The sequence below is a fragment of the Bacillus sp. FSL K6-0923 genome (assembly GCF_038630825.1).
GTDB lineage: Bacteria > Bacillota > Bacilli > Bacillales > Bacillaceae > Bacillus > Bacillus pumilus.
This window is the reverse complement of sequence record NZ_CP152044.1, coordinates 2,744,645-2,761,053: the sequence shown is the minus strand read 5'-3', so window position 1 is coordinate 2,761,053 and position 16,409 is coordinate 2,744,645. Positions and strand designations below refer to the sequence as shown.

The window sequence follows — 16,409 nt, the reverse complement described above, 5'->3', positions numbered from 1 at the left end:
CATTCACATTGAATGCAATGCAAAGTTCATCACACATAGTGATTCTTTCTAAAGTAAGAAATGGTTAAGTTAGAAAGGGCGCACGGTGGATGCCTTGGCACTAGGAGCCGATGAAGGACGGGACGAACACCGATATGCTTCGGGGAGCTGTAAGCAAGCTTTGATCCGGAGATTTCCGAATGGGGAAACCCACTGCTCGTAATGGAGTAGTATCCATACTTGAATACATAGAGTATGAGAAGGCATACCCGGGGAACTGAAACATCTAAGTACCCGGAGGAAGAGAAAGCAAATGCGATTCCCTGAGTAGCGGCGAGCGAAACGGGAACAGCCCAAACCAAGAGGCTTGCCTCTTGGGGTTGTAGGACACTCTATACGGAGTTACAAAGGAACGATATAAGCGAAGAGGTCTGGAAAGGCCCGCCAAAGAAGGTAACAGCCCTGTAACTGAAATGTTGTTCTCTCCAGAGTGGATCCTGAGTACGGCGGAACACGTGAAATTCCGTCGGAATCCGGGAGGACCATCTCCCAAGGCTAAATACTCCCTAGTGACCGATAGTGAACCAGTACCGTGAGGGAAAGGTGAAAAGCACCCCGGAAGGGGAGTGAAATAGATCCTGAAACCGTGTGCCTACAAGTAGTCAGAGCCCGTTAAAGGGTGATGGCGTGCCTTTTGTAGAATGAACCGGCGAGTTACGATCCCGTGCAAGGTTAAGCAGAAGATGCGGAGCCGCAGCGAAAGCGAGTCTGAATAGGGCGCATGAGTACGTGGTCGTAGACCCGAAACCAGGTGATCTACCCATGTCCAGGGTGAAGTTCAGGTAACACTGAATGGAGGCCCGAACCCACGCACGTTGAAAAGTGCGGGGATGAGGTGTGGGTAGGGGTGAAATGCCAATCGAACCTGGAGATAGCTGGTTCTCTCCGAAATAGCTTTAGGGCTAGCCTCAAGGTAAGAGTCTCGGAGGTAGAGCACTGATTGGACTAGGGGCCCCTACCGGGTTACCGAATTCAGTCAAACTCCGAATGCCGATGACTTATCCTTGGGAGTCAGACTGCGAGTGATAAGATCCGTAGTCGAAAGGGAAACAGCCCAGACCGCCAGCTAAGGTCCCAAAGTATACGTTAAGTGGAAAAGGATGTGGAGTTGCTTAGACAACCAGGATGTTGGCTTAGAAGCAGCCACCATTTAAAGAGTGCGTAATAGCTCACTGGTCGAGTGACTCTGCGCCGAAAATGTACCGGGGCTAAACGTATCACCGAAGCTGCGGACTGTTCTTACGAACAGTGGTAGGAGAGCGTTCTAAGTGCTGTGAAGTCAGACCGGAAGGACTGGTGGAGCGCTTAGAAGTGAGAATGCCGGTATGAGTAGCGAAAGACGGGTGAGAATCCCGTCCACCGAATGCCTAAGGTTTCCTGAGGAAGGCTCGTCCGCTCAGGGTTAGTCGGGACCTAAGCCGAGGCCGAAAGGCGTAGGCGATGGACAACAGGTTGATATTCCTGTACCACCTCCTCACCATTTGAGCAATGGGGGGACGCAGGAGGATAGGGTAAGCGCGGTATTGGATATCCGCGTCCAAGCAGTTAGGCTGGGAAATAGGCAAATCCGTTTCCCGTGAAGGCTGAGCTGTGATGGCGAGCGAAATTTAGTAGCGAAGTTCCTGATTCCACACTGCCAAGAAAAGCCTCTAGCGAGGTGAGAGGTGCCCGTACCGCAAACCGACACAGGTAGGCGAGGAGAGAATCCTAAGGTGATCGAGAGAACTCTCGTTAAGGAACTCGGCAAAATGACCCCGTAACTTCGGGAGAAGGGGTGCTTCTTAGGGTGTTAAAGCCCCGAGAAGCCGCAGTGAATAGGCCCAGGCGACTGTTTAGCAAAAACACAGGTCTCTGCGAAGCCGTAAGGCGAAGTATAGGGGCTGACGCCTGCCCGGTGCTGGAAGGTTAAGAGGAGCGCTTAGCGTAAGCGAAGGTGCGAATTGAAGCCCCAGTAAACGGCGGCCGTAACTATAACGGTCCTAAGGTAGCGAAATTCCTTGTCGGGTAAGTTCCGACCCGCACGAAAGGCGCAACGATCTGGGCACTGTCTCAACGAGAGACTCGGTGAAATTATAGTACCTGTGAAGATGCAGGTTACCCGCGACAGGACGGAAAGACCCCGTGGAGCTTTACTGCAGCCTGATATTGAATGTTGGTACAGCTTGTACAGGATAGGTAGGAGCCTTGGAAACCGGAGCGCTAGCTTCGGTGGAGGCATCGGTGGGATACTACCCTGGCTGTATTGACCTTCTAACCCGCTGCCCTTATCGGGCAGGGAGACAGTGTCAGGTGGGCAGTTTGACTGGGGCGGTCGCCTCCTAAAATGTAACGGAGGCGCCCAAAGGTTCCCTCAGAATGGTTGGAAATCATTCGCAGAGTGTAAAGGCACAAGGGAGCTTGACTGCGAGACCTACAAGTCGAGCAGGGACGAAAGTCGGGCTTAGTGATCCGGTGGTTCCGCATGGAAGGGCCATCGCTCAACGGATAAAAGCTACCCCGGGGATAACAGGCTTATCTCCCCCAAGAGTCCACATCGACGGGGAGGTTTGGCACCTCGATGTCGGCTCATCGCATCCTGGGGCTGTAGTCGGTCCCAAGGGTTGGGCTGTTCGCCCATTAAAGCGGTACGCGAGCTGGGTTCAGAACGTCGTGAGACAGTTCGGTCCCTATCCGTCGCGGGCGCAGGAAATTTGAGAGGAGCTGTCCTTAGTACGAGAGGACCGGGATGGACGCACCGCTGGTGTACCAGTTGTTCTGCCAAGGGCATCGCTGGGTAGCTATGTGCGGACGGGATAAGTGCTGAAAGCATCTAAGCATGAAGCCCCCCTCAAGATGAGATTTCCCATTCCGCAAGGAAGTAAGATCCCTGAAAGATGATCAGGTTGATAGGTCTGAGGTGGAAGCGTGGTGACACGTGGAGCTGACAGATACTAATAGATCGAGGACTTAACCTTTATTCTAATGTGAAGTTTGAACATTGTTATCTAGTTTTGAGAGAACATTCTCTCCATCAGGTTTGGTGGCGATAGCGAAGAGGTCACACCCGTTCCCATACCGAACACGGAAGTTAAGCTCTTCAGCGCCGATGGTAGTTGGGGGTCTCCCCCTGTGAGAGTAGGACGCCGCCAAGCTTCTCTAAGGATCAGTTCCGTATGGAACTGGTCTTTTTTGTGCTTCTTGAGAAAATATGCTGCTGATTGCACTTGTTTGATGAACGTTTTAACAAACAAGCGCATTTACAGGCATGTGAAACACTTTAAAAATGAGATCGGGTATTCCAGTTAACTATGAAATAACCAGTAAAGAGTTAGATTAATAGATGATAGAAAAGCTCTGAATTGATAATAGTAGATAATTCTAATACGGACCACATGGTATCTAATGTGAGAAGCGAATATTTATGAAGGAATTGCCCGTTTTTAAAGAGAATATAGAGTGGAGAAGTTTAAGTGATGAACGTTAGATCACGCTGTTTTAATAGAAGAAATAATGGTCATTTGTTAAAAGAAATACGTAATGAAAATTGAAATAAAATTTTTTTAATATAGCCTTTACAAATGATGAAAACCTGTATATAATAATCTTTGTCGGATCGAGAGATTCCTACATAGTGGAGGATTAGCTCAGCTGGGAGAGCATCTGCCTTACAAGCAGAGGGTCGGCGGTTCGAGCCCGTCATCCTCCACCATATTTATTCTTACATAATGTTAGGATAGATAAAGCCGGTGTAGCTCAACTGGTAGAGCAACTGACTTGTAATCAGTAGGTTGGGGGTTCAAGTCCTCTTGCCGGCACCACTTTCATATGGTAAGATAGACAAGTCGCTTTTAAAGCGAGCCATTAGCTCAGTTGGTAGAGCATCTGACTTTTAATCAGAGGGTCGAAGGTTCGAGTCCTTCATGGCTCACCATGTTTCATGCGGGTGTGGCGGAATTGGCAGACGCGCTAGACTTAGGATCTAGTGTCTTTATGACGTGGGGGTTCAAGTCCCTTCACCCGCATTGCCAAATAAAATAAAGAAATCCTGTAATGCGGAAGTAGTTCAGTGGTAGAACACCACCTTGCCAAGGTGGGGGTCGCGGGTTCGAATCCCGTCTTCCGCTTATACCATCCACGCCGGGGTGGTGGAATTGGCAGACACACAGGACTTAAAATCCTGCGGTAGGTGACTACCGTGCCGGTTCAAGTCCGGCCCTCGGCATTATAAAATAAGCGCCCGTAGCTCAATTGGATAGAGCGTTTGACTACGGATCAAAAGGTTAGGGGTTCGACTCCTCTCGGGCGCGCCATTAAGATCGGGAAGTAGCTCAGCTTGGTAGAGCACTTGGTTTGGGACCAAGGGGTCGCAGGTTCGAATCCTGTCTTCCCGACCATCTTTATGGGGCCTTAGCTCAGCTGGGAGAGCGCCTGCCTTGCACGCAGGAGGTCAGCGGTTCGATCCCGCTAGGCTCCACTTTTAAAAGATTATTTTGATCATGGCGGTGTAGCTCAGCTGGCTAGAGCGTACGGTTCATACCCGTGAGGTCGGGGGTTCGATCCCCTCCGCCGCTATAAAGGACCTTTAGCTCAGTTGGTTAGAGCAGACGGCTCATAACCGTCCGGTCGTAGGTTCGAGTCCTACAAGGTCCACCATCTATACGGAGGAATACCCAAGTCCGGCTGAAGGGATCGGTCTTGAAAACCGACAGGGGTGTCAAAGCCCGCGGGGGTTCGAATCCCTCTTCCTCCGCCATATTTTTTAAAACCTTATATCATCGCGGGGTGGAGCAGTTCGGTAGCTCGTCGGGCTCATAACCCGAAGGTCGCAGGTTCAAATCCTGCCCCCGCAACCAAATTATTTTATACACCAATAGGGAGTGCTCATTGAGTGCAACCAAAATGGTCCGGTAGTTCAGTTGGTTAGAATGCCTGCCTGTCACGCAGGAGGTCGCGGGTTCGAGTCCCGTCCGGACCGCCATTTTTAAAATGAATACATGGCTCGGTAGCTCAGTTGGTAGAGCAACGGACTGAAAATCCGTGTGTCGGCGGTTCGATTCCGTCCCGAGCCACTTTTATAAAAAAATATTGATAGTATGGCGGTTGTGGCGAAGTGGTTAACGCACCAGATTGTGGCTCTGGCACTCGTGGGTTCGATTCCCATCAATCGCCCCATACATATTTTTGCGGGTGTAGTTTAGTGGTAAAACCTCAGCCTTCCAAGCTGATGTCGTGGGTTCGATTCCCATCACCCGCTCCATTTGTATATCCATTCATGGGCCTGTAGCTCAGCTGGTTAGAGCGCACGCCTGATAAGCGTGAGGTCGGTGGTTCGAGTCCACTCAGGCCCACCATGATATTCCGCAGTAGCTCAGTGGTAGAGCTATCGGCTGTTAACCGATCGGTCGTAGGTTCGAGTCCTACCTGCGGAGCCAAATGGAGAAGTACTCAAGTGGCTGAAGAGGCGCCCCTGCTAAGGGTGTAGGTCGCGCAAGCGGCGCGAGGGTTCAAATCCCTCCTTCTCCGCCATTTATCTGGCCCGTTGGTCAAGCGGTTAAGACACCGCCCTTTCACGGCGGTAACACGGGTTCGAATCCCGTACGGGTCATATTTAAAAGAGATCTTGTCAAAGATCTCTTTTTTTATTTTCTTCAAAAAAAGAAAGACCGCCATTATAGCGGTCCTTTTTTACATGTTCATGGAATAGATCGTATAAGACAAGTAAGTTGCAAAGAAGCCCCATAAGACATAAGGAATTAGTAAAATCGGAACGACTTTGCTTAGTTTACGCGAGACGATGACAAGAGCAAGTGCTGTCAGTGCTACAAGAAGGCAATCGATTGTAGCAGCAAATAAATCTTTTTGTGTAAATTGAAAAAAACTAAAGGCTTGATTAAATACATAATTTAAAAGAAAAAGAATCCAAAATGGTAAGGTGATTTTTTGAAATCCGTACTTTCCATAAATGATCGCTGCGGACAACGAGATAAGAGCAAATAAGATAGCCCATACAGCACCAATTACACCACCACTTGGTGTCCATTCAGGTTTATTTAATGCATCATACCACTCTCTGTCAATCGGGAACAAGAATCCGGCAATAGAGAATAATGCGTATGTAATAAAAAAGACAACCACTGCCCAAATGATACTTTTTCTCGCCATTAAGAATCTCCTCCAATCAAATTCACTCTTAAAGTGATTTCCCAATCATTACATGATATAAACATTAAGCCCCCATTATGAGGGGACTAATGATTTTCTTCTGTATAAGGTTCCTCTTCGTACGGCTTCAAATCACCAAATACGGTCATGACGCCTTCTTCGTCCAATGCTTTTTCATAGGCTTCATGGGCTTTATTTGGATACACCATACTTGCCTTGCCCTCAATATCAGCAGCTGCAAATCCTTCATAGTCTTCGACATAATCTTCATCTTCTGATTGAGTGTACACATCATCGTATGTCAATGGAGGAAATTCCATATCGGACGGCGTATCAGAGTTTCCGTAGCGTTCTACGTCTTGATATGCATCCTCTCCATCGTAGGCTGCACTTTCTTCATTTTCGAATTGCCCTGATGGCGGACTTAATAAATCCTCTTCAATTGGACGGTTTTGTGAAACGGTTTGTTCTTTTGAATGCTCTGTGCATGTGACGGCACTAGGCAAGGCTTCTAAACGTTCCTTTGGGATAGGGGCTTTACAGACCTTGCAAAGTCCATAAGAGCCGTCAGTGATGGCTTGAAGTGCTTCATTGATGTCTAACAGATGTTCATGTTCTAAACTATTTAACGCAATATCTTTCCCGCGTTCGAACAGCTCTGTTCCTTGATCACCTGGATGATTATCATAGGCTGACAGATCTCCGACAGAATCATAAGGAAATGATACTTTTTGTTCATCGTCATGGCTTTTGGCTTCGAGTTCGTGTTTTTCATTGAGAAGTCGCTGCTTCAAATGATGTAATTCGTCTTTAGACAACAAAGCGATCATCCTTTCATATCAAACATAATGTTAGTATGAGCAATTTTATCTGTAAGACTAGTTCCAATTTGAAGCAATTCCTCATGAAAAAACGCCTGCGGCTGGGGCAGGCGTTCTTTGTTAAGCAATATAGTACTGTAAAATCAAAGCGATTGTTAGCAGGAAACCGAAAAATGTATTGGTTTGTGCTGTAGATTTCATGGCATTCATTAATTCAATTGGTTTTTCTTTTTGCTTAAATTCTTTGATAGCTGTATATGCTTTTGGGACACTGAGTAAAACAAGAAGGCTCCAAAGGCCGACAATATCTGTGAAGATATAAACAAAAATAAGTACATAAGAGAGCAAAAACATGGAAAGTAAAATGTTCACTGCAGCTTTTCGCCCAGCAAGGATAGCAAGTGTTTTTCGTCCATTTTCTTTATCGCCGTCTAAATCGCGGATATTGTTCGATAGTAAGATGGCACCAACTAAAATAGAAATTGGTAATGAGACGAGAACCGCTTTAGACGTCAGTGTGCCTGTTTGAATATAGAAACTGATCAGGATGATTCCTAATCCCATAAAGGCACCTGATACAAGTTCTCCAAACGGTGTATATGCAATAGGAACAGGACCGCCAGTATAGAAATAGCCTGCTGCCATACAAATGAGCCCTATCAGTGCAATCCACCAGCTAGACATCATGCAAATATATACCCCTAGTAGTAAAGAAAGCGCAAATAGTGCATAAGCAAGGGCGAGAACGGTTTTAGGCTTCACGCCATTTCTGACAATGGCGCCGCCGATGCCGACAGATTTCTCGTTGTCCAATCCGCGAACATAATCAAAGTACTCATTAAACATGTTTGTTGCGATTTGGATAAACATAGATGCAAACAGCATAGCTAAAAATAGCCCAACATGTATTTGACCACTTGGAAGTGCGAGAACAGTTCCTAAAGTAACGGGAATAAATGCTGCTGTTAATGTATGCGGTCGTAGTAAATTCCACCAAATCCGCCAGTTCTTATCAGGCTTAATCGGTGAAAGCTGATCTGATATCGATTGATGCTGCATAAAATATACTCCTTTAAATAAAAAAATACGTACACGTCCAAATTCCAGTTTAGCAAAGTTCAAAAGGGTGTCAATATATTGATGCGATGAAACCTGAAAAAGATGTTTGCTAATCGTTGCCATATCGAGAGAAAGCTTGATCTTAGAACAAGACTTTCCATTTTTCTTATAGATGCTCTCGTTTCAACAAGCAGGAGCGAAAAAATCTAGAAAGCGTGATATAATAAGGATTCGAGGTTTTAAAAGCTGTTTTCTTTACTAAGTTCATCTGTTAAGGTTTATAATAGAAAAGCAGGTCATTCGACATACTCGAATGTTCACGTATTTTTTCATTTTGGTTTTATTTTTTTATGTTATTTCATGGATTTTGGAGGAATGTATCATGGTGACAACAGTGCAAAGTACTTTCCGGCAGGAAGCGCTTGCGACATTAGAAGAAGCGAATAACGTCAACCATGCTGTTTTGATAAGCTACTCCAGAAGAGTTGACGATCTGGATCCTCTTGCCTTTTTCCAAAGCGGCGAAGCGGATTTTTTAGGCGAGCGTTTTTTTTGGTCTGATCCAGAAAGCCAAATGATATTTTCTGGACTTGGCAGAGCGGCCGTTATTAAATCATCTGAACAAGGCAAGGAACGATTTGATACAGTCCATCAAGAATGGGAACAGCTGAAGCAGCACATGTTCCATTTTCATGATGAGAAGGAGTTAAGGCAAGCGGCTGTTGGTCCGCTTTTATTTGGAGGATTCTCATTTGATCCGTTTGAAGAGAAGGCGCGTCACTGGGAAGCTTTTGGCGAGGCTCATTTTTTTGTGCCATCGATGATGCTTACTGTCTCGAAAGAAGGGACGTTCCTTACGATCAATGAATGGAAGCAGGTGGACGGGAATGTTCATCAGCTCATTCAAGAATTAGAACAAAAAGCCTCTCATTTCGAAACATTACCGCTCAGACATGATGGACAAGCCGAACTTGTTCATATGGAAGAACGAGATGTGACGAAATGGATGAAGGCGATCCAAGAAGCGACAGACCACATTCGTGCAAACGAATATGAAAAGGTTGTTTTAGCAAGAGAAGTCTTGCTTCACTATAAAAATCAAATTGAACTCGCTCCACTGTTATCAGAATTATTAAAGCATCAAACAACGAGTTATGTATTTGCGGTTGAACAGGGGAGACAAGCATTTGTCGGAGCTACGCCGGAACGCTTAGTGAAAAAAAGCGGCGGAGAGGTCTTTTCATCTTGTTTAGCAGGTTCGATTGTTCGTGGAAAAAATGAAGCGGAAGATCGAGCATTAGGCGAGGAGCTACTGCATGATGAGAAGAATTTGATTGAACATCAAATTGTCGTCAATATGATTGAGCAAGCATTTGAGGCCAATTGCCTTCGCGTGCATAAACCAAATCAACCTAGTCTTTATAAAACAAAAAACATTCAGCATTTGTTTACACCGATTGTGGGAGAAATTAAAAGCAGCTGTTCTCTCTTTTCATTAATTGAACAGCTCCATCCGACGCCAGCATTAGGTGGATATCCGAAGAAAAAGGCAGTTGAGGTCATTCGTGAAATCGAACCGTTGAAACGTGGCTGGTACGCAGCGCCGGTAGGGTGGATTGACTCTCAGGATAATGGAGAATTTGCTGTTGCCATTCGGTCAGGTCTTATTGAGGAAGACCATGTTCGTTTGTTCGCTGGCTGCGGCATTGTAGAGGATTCCCTTGCAAAGCAGGAGTACGAGGAAACGCAAGTGAAATTAAGACCAATGCTATCTGCCCTTGGAGGTCGTCCTATTGAATAATCAAATCATGACAACATATATTGGCAGATTGATGGATGAATTTGTCCAAGGCGGCGTACAAGAGGCCGTTGTCTGTCCAGGTTCTCGTTCGACCCCGCTTGCAATGCTGGCTCTAGCCCACCAAGACATCAATGTCCATGTATTAGTGGATGAACGGTCTGCTGCTTTTTATGCGCTTGGTCTTGCAAAAGCAAGTCAAAAATCAGTGCTGCTTATTTGTACATCAGGTACAGCAGCAGCTAACTTTTACCCAGCCATTGTAGAGGCACATTATTCCCGTGTCCCACTTATTGTTTTAACTGCTGATCGGCCGCACGAATTGAGGGAAGTTGGGGCACCTCAAGCGATTGATCAGCAATTCTTATTCGGTAAGTTTGTTAAATGGTTCACAGACTTAGCATTGCCAGAAGACAGTCAGACGATGTTGCGCTATGTTCAGACGGCTGCGGCAAGAGCAAATCATATGTCGATGCAAGAGCCGAAAGGACCTGTACAAATCAATGTCCCTCTGAGAGAACCATTGCTTCCTGATTTGTCTATTGATCCTTTCGAGAGAGAAGAAACAGACCGGAAAAAAGTATTAGCTACAGGACAGGCTTTCCCAAATTGTGATGCGATATCTGAAATTGTGACGGGCATGAACCGTTCCAAAAAGGGACTGATTGTGTGTGGTGAGCTTCATACTCAGAAAGAAAAAGAGGCAGTGTTACGTCTTTCAAAAGCCTTGCATATGCCGATTTTAGCGGACCCGCTTTCTCATTTACGAAATGGTCATGAGCAGGCAGATCTTATTATTGATGCGTATGATTCTTTATTGAAAGATGAAGCATTGCAGCAGCACCTATTGCCGGATATGGTCATTCGTTTTGGACCGATGCCTGTGTCTAAGCCTTTATTCAAGTGGTTGGAAAAACATGTGGATGTCAATCAGATTGTTGTTGATGCTGCTGGAGGTTTTCGAGATCCTGGGCTGAGTGCTTCATACGTCATTGAAAGTGATGTGGCAGCTTTTGTAGATGAAGTAGTCAATAGAGCGGATCAACGTGAGGATACAAGTTTTCTAAAGCGCTGGCAGGATGCTAATTCATCATTCAGAACGCATGCTGCCCATTATTCTGATGAGGATCTGTCATTTGAGGGGAATGTGTACCGTCAGCTTCAGCATCTATTGCCGAAGGAGAGTGTCCTTTTTATCGGAAATAGTATGCCGATTCGTGATGTGGATACATTTTTTGAAGCGCAATTGAAGCCTTTTCGAATGATGGCGAATCGAGGAGCAAACGGTATTGATGGCGTTGTGTCTACAGCACTTGGCACGTACGCAGCTTTGAAACAGCCGGTCACCTTAGTGATTGGAGATTTATCATTTTACCATGATATGAATGGCCTCCTTGCAGCGAAGTTGATGGACATTCCACTGACGGTTGTGCTTTTAAACAATGATGGAGGAGGCATCTTTTCTTTCCTTCCGCAGGCGTCTGAGGAACCGTATTATGAAAAACTCTTTGGTACACCGACTGGACTGAATTTTGAGTATGCTTCGAAGCTGTATGGGGGAACCTATGCGAAACCGTCAACGAAACAAGAATTCCATGATGTCTACAAGGCGCATATAGAAGAGCCTGGACTTCATTTAATTGAAATTGAAACAGATCGGCATTCTCGTGCAAGCAAGCATCGTCAAATGATGGATGACATATTGAAAGAAGTGAAAAAAGAATGTCTTCTTTCATAATACGGATGCGTGATGGTGTGGCGTACGAGGTGGTGGATCAAAATCCATCAGGTGAGAATGCCACGTTATGCCTACATGGCTTCACTGGAAGCGCGGCTTCTTGGACGTTCTTGAATGCTTATATGGAGAATACGAGATTGATTCAAGTCAGTTTGCTTGGACATGGCCGCACGGACTCACCAGAAAGTATAAGAAGATATGCGATGTCGCATCAGCTGGCAGATCTTGCAGAGATTTTAAACCAATTAAAGCTTCACAAAGTGAATATTCTCGGATATTCTATGGGAGGACGTATTGCTTTATCATTTGCCACTCGTTATTCAGAGCGAGTCAACAAATTGATTCTAGAGAGTACCTCTCCAGGGCTTCGCACGTTTAAAGAGCGGATGGCAAGACTCAAGCATGATCATCAGCTTGCTCAGAAAATGAGACATGAAGGTTTAGTGAAGTTTGTGGATTTTTGGGAGAGTATTCCACTGTTTGCTTCGCAAAGAACTTTATCAGCTGACACGCAGGCTCAACTAAGAGAGGGAAGGCTGAAAGCCAATCCACTTGGACTGGCTCGCAGCTTAGAAGGCATAGGAACAGGTTCGCAGCCCTCTGTTTGGAAGGCATTAAAGCATATAAAATTACCTGTTTTGTTGATTTGCGGAGCGCTTGATGAAAAGTTCTGCAATATCGCCGCACGTATGCAGCAGGAGCTTGAAGGCAGTCAATTTATATTGGCTGAGCAGGCTGGGCATACAGTTCATGTGGAACAACCACATTTTTTTGGTAAAATAGTAAGTGAGTTTATTACGCAAGATTAGAGGAGGAACTATTGATGGCTATTGAATGGCAAACTGAGCGTCAATATGACGAAATTTTATATGAAACGTACAATGGGATCGCAAAGATCACGATTAATCGTCCACATGTACATAACGCGTTTACACCAAAAACTGTGAGTGAATTAATTGATGCATTTTCACGTGCTCGTGATAATTCGAATGTAGGTGTGATCGTACTTGCAGGTGCTGGCGGCAAAGCATTCTGTTCTGGTGGAGATCAAAAAGTACGCGGTCATGGCGGTTATGTAGGAGACGATCAAATTCCGCGTCTAAATGTACTTGACTTACAGCGTTTGATTCGTGTGATTCCAAAACCTGTTGTTGCGATGGTTGCTGGTTATGCAATCGGCGGCGGGCACGTTCTTCATATTGTGTGTGACCTGACAATTGCAGCAGATAATGCGATTTTTGGACAAACTGGTCCAAAAGTAGGCAGCTTTGATGCTGGTTATGGTTCAGGCTACCTTGCACGTATTGTAGGTCATAAGAAAGCGAGAGAGATCTGGTACTTATGCCGTCAATACAATGCACAAGAAGCGCTTGATATGGGACTTGTCAATACAGTTGTACCATTAGAGCAGCTTGAAGAGGAAACCGTGAAGTGGTGTGAGGAGATGCTAGAAAAGAGCCCGACTGCTTTACGATTCTTGAAGGCTGCATTTAATGCAGATACGGATGGATTAGCTGGAATTCAACAATTTGCAGGAGATGCGACACTTCTTTATTACACAACAGATGAAGCAAAAGAAGGCCGCGATTCCTTTAAGGAAAAACGCAAGCCGGACTTCGGTCAGTTCCCGCGTTTCCCTTGATTCAATCATATCGATGAAAAACAGCTTAGTGCATCAGACTAAGCTGTTTTCTTTTACAAAAAGGAGGTGTCATGATGAAGCAACCAAATTGGCTGCTGCACCGTGCTTATTTAACACCAGAAAGAGTCGCGCTCATTTATCAGGATAAAAAATGGACATTCCGCGATTTAGCTGATGAAGTCAATGAGCTTTCCAATAGACTGGCACAAACATCATTAAAAAAAGGGGAAACGGTTGGTCTTCTGATGAACAACCATCCTCAAATGGTGATGCTTGTTCATGCTTGTTTGTCATTAGGATTCAAAATCGTGCTATTGAACAATAAGTTAACAAAAGCCGAAAGACGCTATCAACTTGAAGATGCAAAAGCAGCCGCTTTATTTACTGAACCTGTTTATGCCAGTGATCATAAGGGTGAAATACCCGTTTATACAATGGAGACTTTACCTGAAGAAGGGCAAGAGAATGTAAAGAAAATCGAAAGCGAATTTGATTTAAATGAAACAGCGACGATCATGTATACATCTGGTACAACAGGACGCCCAAAAGGGGTCGAGCAAACATTTGGCAATCATTTCCATAGTGCTGTTTCCTCTGTACTCAATATGGGCATCAGAGAGGATGACCGCTGGCTTATTGCACTGCCTCTTTTTCATATTAGCGGATTATCCGCTTTATTTAAGTCTGTGATTTATGGGATGACTGTCGTACTCCATCAGAAGTTTGATGTCGATGAAGTAAAAGGTTCTATTGAACAGCATCGTGTGACGATGATATCTGTTGTTCAAACGATGTTATCCCGTTTATTAAGCAGACTGGAAGAATGTCCGTCTTCTTTGCGCTGTCTTTTATTAGGCGGAGGGCCTGCGCCTTTTGCGATGCTTCAAGAAAGCAAAGAGAAAGGCTTCCCTGTGTTTCAATCGTATGGCATGACAGAGACCTGTTCACAAATTGTGACCCTTGCGCCTGAATTTAGTGTAGAGAAACTTGGATCAGCGGGAAAACCCCTTTTTGGGTGTGAGCTGAAAATTCAAGATGGTACACGCATTTGTCGTCCTTTTGAGCATGGCGAAATTATGGTGAAAGGGGCAAATGTCATGAAAGGGTACCTTTACCGTGAAGAGGCGACCGCGGCTGCCTTTGATCAAGGCTGGCTGAAAACGGGTGATATTGGCTATGTGGATGAGGAGGGATTTTTATTTGTGCTTGACCGCCGTTCAGATTTAATTATTTCTGGCGGTGAGAATATTTATCCTGCTGAAATTGAAGCGGTCCTGTTAGCACATCCGCATGTAAAGGAAGCCGGAGTGACGGGTATGTATGATGATAGATGGGGAGAGGTACCGGCTGCCTTTCTTGTCACAGACCATAAAATACCGGAGAATGAGCTCTATGCTTTATGTGAGTCGCATCTAGCAAAATATAAATGGCCTGCCGCTTTTCACTTTGTGGACGAGCTGCCAAGAAATGCGTCGAATAAATTGCAGAGGCACAGACTCAGAGTCAAAAGGGGTTTTTAGATGATTCAAATTGAACGAGTGATTTTATATCATGTCACGATGAAGCTCAAGCAGCCATTTACCACAAGTCTTGGGACCATATCGGAGCGTGAGTTTATTATTGTCGAGGTAAAAGATCAAACGGGATTGACTGGTTGGGGAGAGGTGTCAGCTTTTTCTTCTCCTTGGTATACAGAAGAAACCATTGAAACTTGTTACCATATGCTGAGAGCTTTCTTTATACCAAATGTGCTGACACGCACCTTTACACACCCTTCAGAAATACCAGACAGCCTGTATCAATTTAAAGGGAATAAGATGGCGAAAGCGGGAATTGAAGCGGCTGTTTGGGATATTTATGCGAAGCGAGAGAATAAATCGTTACGAGATGTATTAGGCGGCACCAAGGATAGAATACCTTCTGGTGTTGTGGCGGGGTTAGGACCCGTTGATGATATGCTGAAGCAAATACAACAATTTGTGGACCAAGGCTATCAGCGGGTGAAGGTGAAAATTAAGCCGGGACAGGATATTGGTCTCCTTAAAAAAATTAGAGAGTCTTTCCCTCACCTTCCATTAATGGCAGATGCAAACTCTGCTTATGAGTTAAAGGATATTAGCAAGCTCAAGCAGCTCGATGACATTCGTTTATTAATGATTGAACAGCCATTAGCTGCAGATGATATCGTCGACCATCGCCATTTGCAAAAGCATTTAAAAACACCGATATGTTTGGATGAAAGTATTTGTTCTTTAGATGATGCTAGAAAAGCTGTAGAGCTTGGCAGCTGTCAAATTATCAATGTGAAGCCTTCACGAGTTGGAGGGCTGACAGAAGCCCTTAAAATCCATACATTCAGTAAGGAGCATCAAATTCCGTTATGGTGCGGAGGAATGATTGAAACAGGCATTTCCCGCGCCCAGAACGTGGCACTTGCTTCACTTCCGCAATTTACAATTCCAGGTGATATTTCAGCTTCGTCAAAATATTGGGAGCAGGATATCATTTTTCCTGAAATCAAGGTTGAAAATGGGTTTATTGAGGTACCTCGTTCCCCAGGAATGGGAGTAGAAGTGGATTATCAAGCGCTTCGTTCTTTTTCAGATAAAATTGACGTGTTTACAAAACATGATTTTGTGATGTGAAAATGAGGTATTCACCTTTTGCACATCCGATAAAATCTATATATAGTGAGAGAAAGTTTTTCCTTCCTGTCTCAAAAAAAAGAAAGAGCGGGTCACCGCTCTTTCTTACTCTTCTACCAGTTCGCTGTCATAAGCAAGCTGTCCAATATAGTGATTCATTTCAGTTGGCATGTCTGCTGCAGGGCCATATTCATAATCCCAAAGGTTTAAAAAGGAGTGAGCTGCTTGATAAAATGCGGCTTCGTCCGCGTCATGAATTTCGTCAAAAAACGTTTGAAGCAGCCGATCGTATTTCAATGTGAAGCGCCTCCTTAAATGAGACTTAAAGATCTTGTGGTTTAAACGTTTTACAATCCGTTTCTTCACTTTTTTCAGCCGTATTTCCTGTGTGGCTGACGACATAGATTGCATCTGCCCCACAGCGGTTTCCAGCATTCCAATAGGAACAGTTATTAACTTCACAAAGGATTTTTTGACTCATACAGATGACCTCCTTTTGAGTATGTCTTTCTTCTATAATGTAACC

The 16,409-nt window shown here is 45.0% G+C and carries 11 protein-coding genes, 21 tRNA genes and 2 rRNA genes; 29 read left to right on the top strand and 5 right to left on the bottom strand.

Annotated elements, in window-relative coordinates:
• Positions 1-62: 62 nt before the first annotated feature.
• The 23 genes from MHI16_RS14200 to MHI16_RS14090 all read left to right on the top strand — a co-directional run bounded on the left by MHI16_RS14200 (position 63) and on the right by MHI16_RS14090 (position 5,623).
• Positions 63-2,993, top strand: a 23S ribosomal RNA gene (locus MHI16_RS14200).
• A gap of 61 nt (positions 2,994-3,054) precedes the next feature.
• Positions 3,055-3,170 (top strand): 5S ribosomal RNA (gene rrf, locus MHI16_RS14195).
• Positions 3,171-3,651: 481 nt separating this feature from the next.
• Positions 3,652-3,727, top strand: a tRNA-Val gene (locus tag MHI16_RS14190).
• Positions 3,728-3,760: 33 nt separating this feature from the next.
• A tRNA-Thr gene (locus MHI16_RS14185) sits at positions 3,761-3,836 on the top strand.
• Positions 3,837-3,873: 37 nt separating this feature from the next.
• A tRNA-Lys gene (locus tag MHI16_RS14180) sits at positions 3,874-3,949 on the top strand.
• An 8-nt stretch (positions 3,950-3,957) separates the two neighbouring features.
• Positions 3,958-4,040: transfer RNA gene (locus MHI16_RS14175), tRNA-Leu, on the top strand.
• Between the two features lie 30 nt (positions 4,041-4,070).
• Positions 4,071-4,142, top strand: a tRNA-Gly gene (locus MHI16_RS14170).
• 12 nt (positions 4,143-4,154) lie between these two features.
• Positions 4,155-4,240 (top strand) — tRNA-Leu (locus tag MHI16_RS14165).
• Positions 4,241-4,251: 11 nt separating this feature from the next.
• A tRNA-Arg gene (locus MHI16_RS14160) sits at positions 4,252-4,328 on the top strand.
• Between the two features lie 7 nt (positions 4,329-4,335).
• A tRNA-Pro gene (locus MHI16_RS14155) sits at positions 4,336-4,412 on the top strand.
• Between the two features lie 7 nt (positions 4,413-4,419).
• Positions 4,420-4,492, top strand: a tRNA-Ala gene (locus tag MHI16_RS14150).
• Between the two features lie 24 nt (positions 4,493-4,516).
• Positions 4,517-4,590 (top strand) — tRNA-Met (locus MHI16_RS14145).
• Positions 4,591-4,594: 4 nt separating this feature from the next.
• Positions 4,595-4,671, top strand: a tRNA-Ile gene (locus MHI16_RS14140).
• Between the two features lie 7 nt (positions 4,672-4,678).
• Positions 4,679-4,771 (top strand) — tRNA-Ser (locus MHI16_RS14135).
• A 23-nt stretch (positions 4,772-4,794) separates the two neighbouring features.
• Positions 4,795-4,871: transfer RNA gene (locus tag MHI16_RS14130), tRNA-Met, on the top strand.
• Positions 4,872-4,919: 48 nt separating this feature from the next.
• A tRNA-Asp gene (locus MHI16_RS14125) sits at positions 4,920-4,996 on the top strand.
• Between the two features lie 18 nt (positions 4,997-5,014).
• A tRNA-Phe gene (locus MHI16_RS14120) sits at positions 5,015-5,087 on the top strand.
• 27 nt (positions 5,088-5,114) lie between these two features.
• Positions 5,115-5,190: transfer RNA gene (locus MHI16_RS14115), tRNA-His, on the top strand.
• Positions 5,191-5,201: 11 nt separating this feature from the next.
• Positions 5,202-5,275, top strand: a tRNA-Gly gene (locus tag MHI16_RS14110).
• Between the two features lie 17 nt (positions 5,276-5,292).
• Positions 5,293-5,369: transfer RNA gene (locus tag MHI16_RS14105), tRNA-Ile, on the top strand.
• A 6-nt stretch (positions 5,370-5,375) separates the two neighbouring features.
• Positions 5,376-5,450: transfer RNA gene (locus MHI16_RS14100), tRNA-Asn, on the top strand.
• 3 nt (positions 5,451-5,453) lie between these two features.
• Positions 5,454-5,544: transfer RNA gene (locus tag MHI16_RS14095), tRNA-Ser, on the top strand.
• A gap of 7 nt (positions 5,545-5,551) precedes the next feature.
• Positions 5,552-5,623: transfer RNA gene (locus MHI16_RS14090), tRNA-Glu, on the top strand.
• Positions 5,624-5,703: 80 nt separating this feature from the next.
• Here MHI16_RS14090 and MHI16_RS14085 read toward each other — a convergent pair.
• The 3 genes from MHI16_RS14085 to MHI16_RS14075 all read right to left on the bottom strand — a co-directional run bounded on the left by MHI16_RS14085 (position 5,704) and on the right by MHI16_RS14075 (position 8,060).
• Complete coding sequence (locus tag MHI16_RS14085; protein WP_058014973.1) at positions 5,704-6,180, bottom strand: tryptophan-rich sensory protein; 477 nt, start codon at positions 6,178-6,180, stop codon at positions 5,704-5,706.
• A gap of 86 nt (positions 6,181-6,266) precedes the next feature.
• On the bottom strand, positions 6,267-7,001 hold the full coding sequence (locus MHI16_RS14080) for a TraR/DksA C4-type zinc finger protein (protein ID WP_058014974.1): 735 nt from the start codon (positions 6,999-7,001) through the stop codon (positions 6,267-6,269).
• Positions 7,002-7,121: 120 nt separating this feature from the next.
• A complete protein-coding gene (locus MHI16_RS14075) occupies positions 7,122-8,060 on the bottom strand; it encodes a 1,4-dihydroxy-2-naphthoate polyprenyltransferase (protein ID WP_058014975.1) in 939 nt (312 codons plus the stop codon).
• 382 nt (positions 8,061-8,442) lie between these two features.
• On the opposite strand from MHI16_RS14075, the gene MHI16_RS14070 reads away from it, so the two are divergent.
• The 6 genes from MHI16_RS14070 (at position 8,443) to menC (ending at position 15,883) form a co-directional block, all read left to right on the top strand.
• Positions 8,443-9,861 (top strand): isochorismate synthase MenF, encoded by a 1,419-nt coding sequence (locus MHI16_RS14070; protein ID WP_058014976.1) that lies wholly within the window; start codon positions 8,443-8,445, stop codon positions 9,859-9,861.
• Positions 9,854-11,596 carry a 2-succinyl-5-enolpyruvyl-6-hydroxy-3-cyclohexene-1-carboxylic-acid synthase gene (gene menD, locus MHI16_RS14065; RefSeq protein ID WP_058014977.1) on the top strand — a complete coding sequence of 581 codons (1,743 nt, stop codon included), beginning with the start codon at positions 9,854-9,856 and terminating at the stop codon, positions 11,594-11,596. Before MHI16_RS14070 ends, menD begins: the two co-directional genes overlap by 8 nt.
• A complete protein-coding gene (gene menH, locus MHI16_RS14060) occupies positions 11,581-12,405 on the top strand; it encodes a 2-succinyl-6-hydroxy-2,4-cyclohexadiene-1-carboxylate synthase (protein WP_058014978.1) in 825 nt (274 codons plus the stop codon). Before menD ends, menH begins: the two co-directional genes overlap by 16 nt.
• A gap of 14 nt (positions 12,406-12,419) precedes the next feature.
• On the top strand, positions 12,420-13,238 hold the full coding sequence (gene menB / locus MHI16_RS14055; protein ID WP_044142129.1) for a 1,4-dihydroxy-2-naphthoyl-CoA synthase: 819 nt from the start codon (positions 12,420-12,422) through the stop codon (positions 13,236-13,238).
• 71 nt (positions 13,239-13,309) lie between these two features.
• On the top strand, positions 13,310-14,758 hold the full coding sequence (locus tag MHI16_RS14050) for an o-succinylbenzoate--CoA ligase (RefSeq protein ID WP_058014979.1): 1,449 nt from the start codon (positions 13,310-13,312) through the stop codon (positions 14,756-14,758).
• Positions 14,759-15,883: an o-succinylbenzoate synthase gene (gene menC, locus MHI16_RS14045; RefSeq protein ID WP_058014980.1), complete on the top strand. Its 1,125-nt coding sequence runs from the start codon at positions 14,759-14,761 to the stop codon at positions 15,881-15,883. It begins immediately after the preceding gene.
• A gap of 105 nt (positions 15,884-15,988) precedes the next feature.
• Here menC and MHI16_RS14040 read toward each other — a convergent pair whose 3' ends face one another.
• A complete protein-coding gene (locus MHI16_RS14040) occupies positions 15,989-16,180 on the bottom strand; it encodes a hypothetical protein (RefSeq protein WP_058014981.1) in 192 nt (63 codons plus the stop codon).
• 25 nt (positions 16,181-16,205) lie between these two features.
• Entirely contained in the window at positions 16,206-16,364 is a 159-nt protein-coding gene (locus MHI16_RS14035; protein WP_008360682.1) for a DUF1540 domain-containing protein, read from the bottom strand.
• Positions 16,365-16,409 lie beyond the last annotated feature (45 nt).

Excerpts from the sequence above, each read along its gene's own strand:
- MHI16_RS14085 (WP_058014973.1), bottom strand. The coding sequence starts at position 6,180 with ATGGCGAGAAAAAGTATCATTTGGGCAGTGGTTGTCTTTTTTATTACA.
- MHI16_RS14075 (WP_058014975.1), bottom strand. The coding sequence starts at position 8,060 with ATGCAGCATCAATCGATATCAGATCAGCTTTCACCGATTAAGCCTGAT.
- MHI16_RS14070 (WP_058014976.1), top strand. The coding sequence starts at position 8,443 with ATGGTGACAACAGTGCAAAGTACTTTCCGGCAGGAAGCGCTTGCGACA.
- menH (WP_058014978.1), top strand. The coding sequence starts at position 11,581 with ATGTCTTCTTTCATAATACGGATGCGTGATGGTGTGGCGTACGAGGTG.
- menB (WP_044142129.1), top strand. The coding sequence starts at position 12,420 with ATGGCTATTGAATGGCAAACTGAGCGTCAATATGACGAAATTTTATAT.
- MHI16_RS14050 (WP_058014979.1), top strand. The coding sequence starts at position 13,310 with ATGATGAAGCAACCAAATTGGCTGCTGCACCGTGCTTATTTAACACCA.
- menC (WP_058014980.1), top strand. The coding sequence starts at position 14,759 with ATGATTCAAATTGAACGAGTGATTTTATATCATGTCACGATGAAGCTC.
- MHI16_RS14035 (WP_008360682.1), bottom strand. The coding sequence starts at position 16,364 with ATGAGTCAAAAAATCCTTTGTGAAGTTAATAACTGTTCCTATTGGAAT.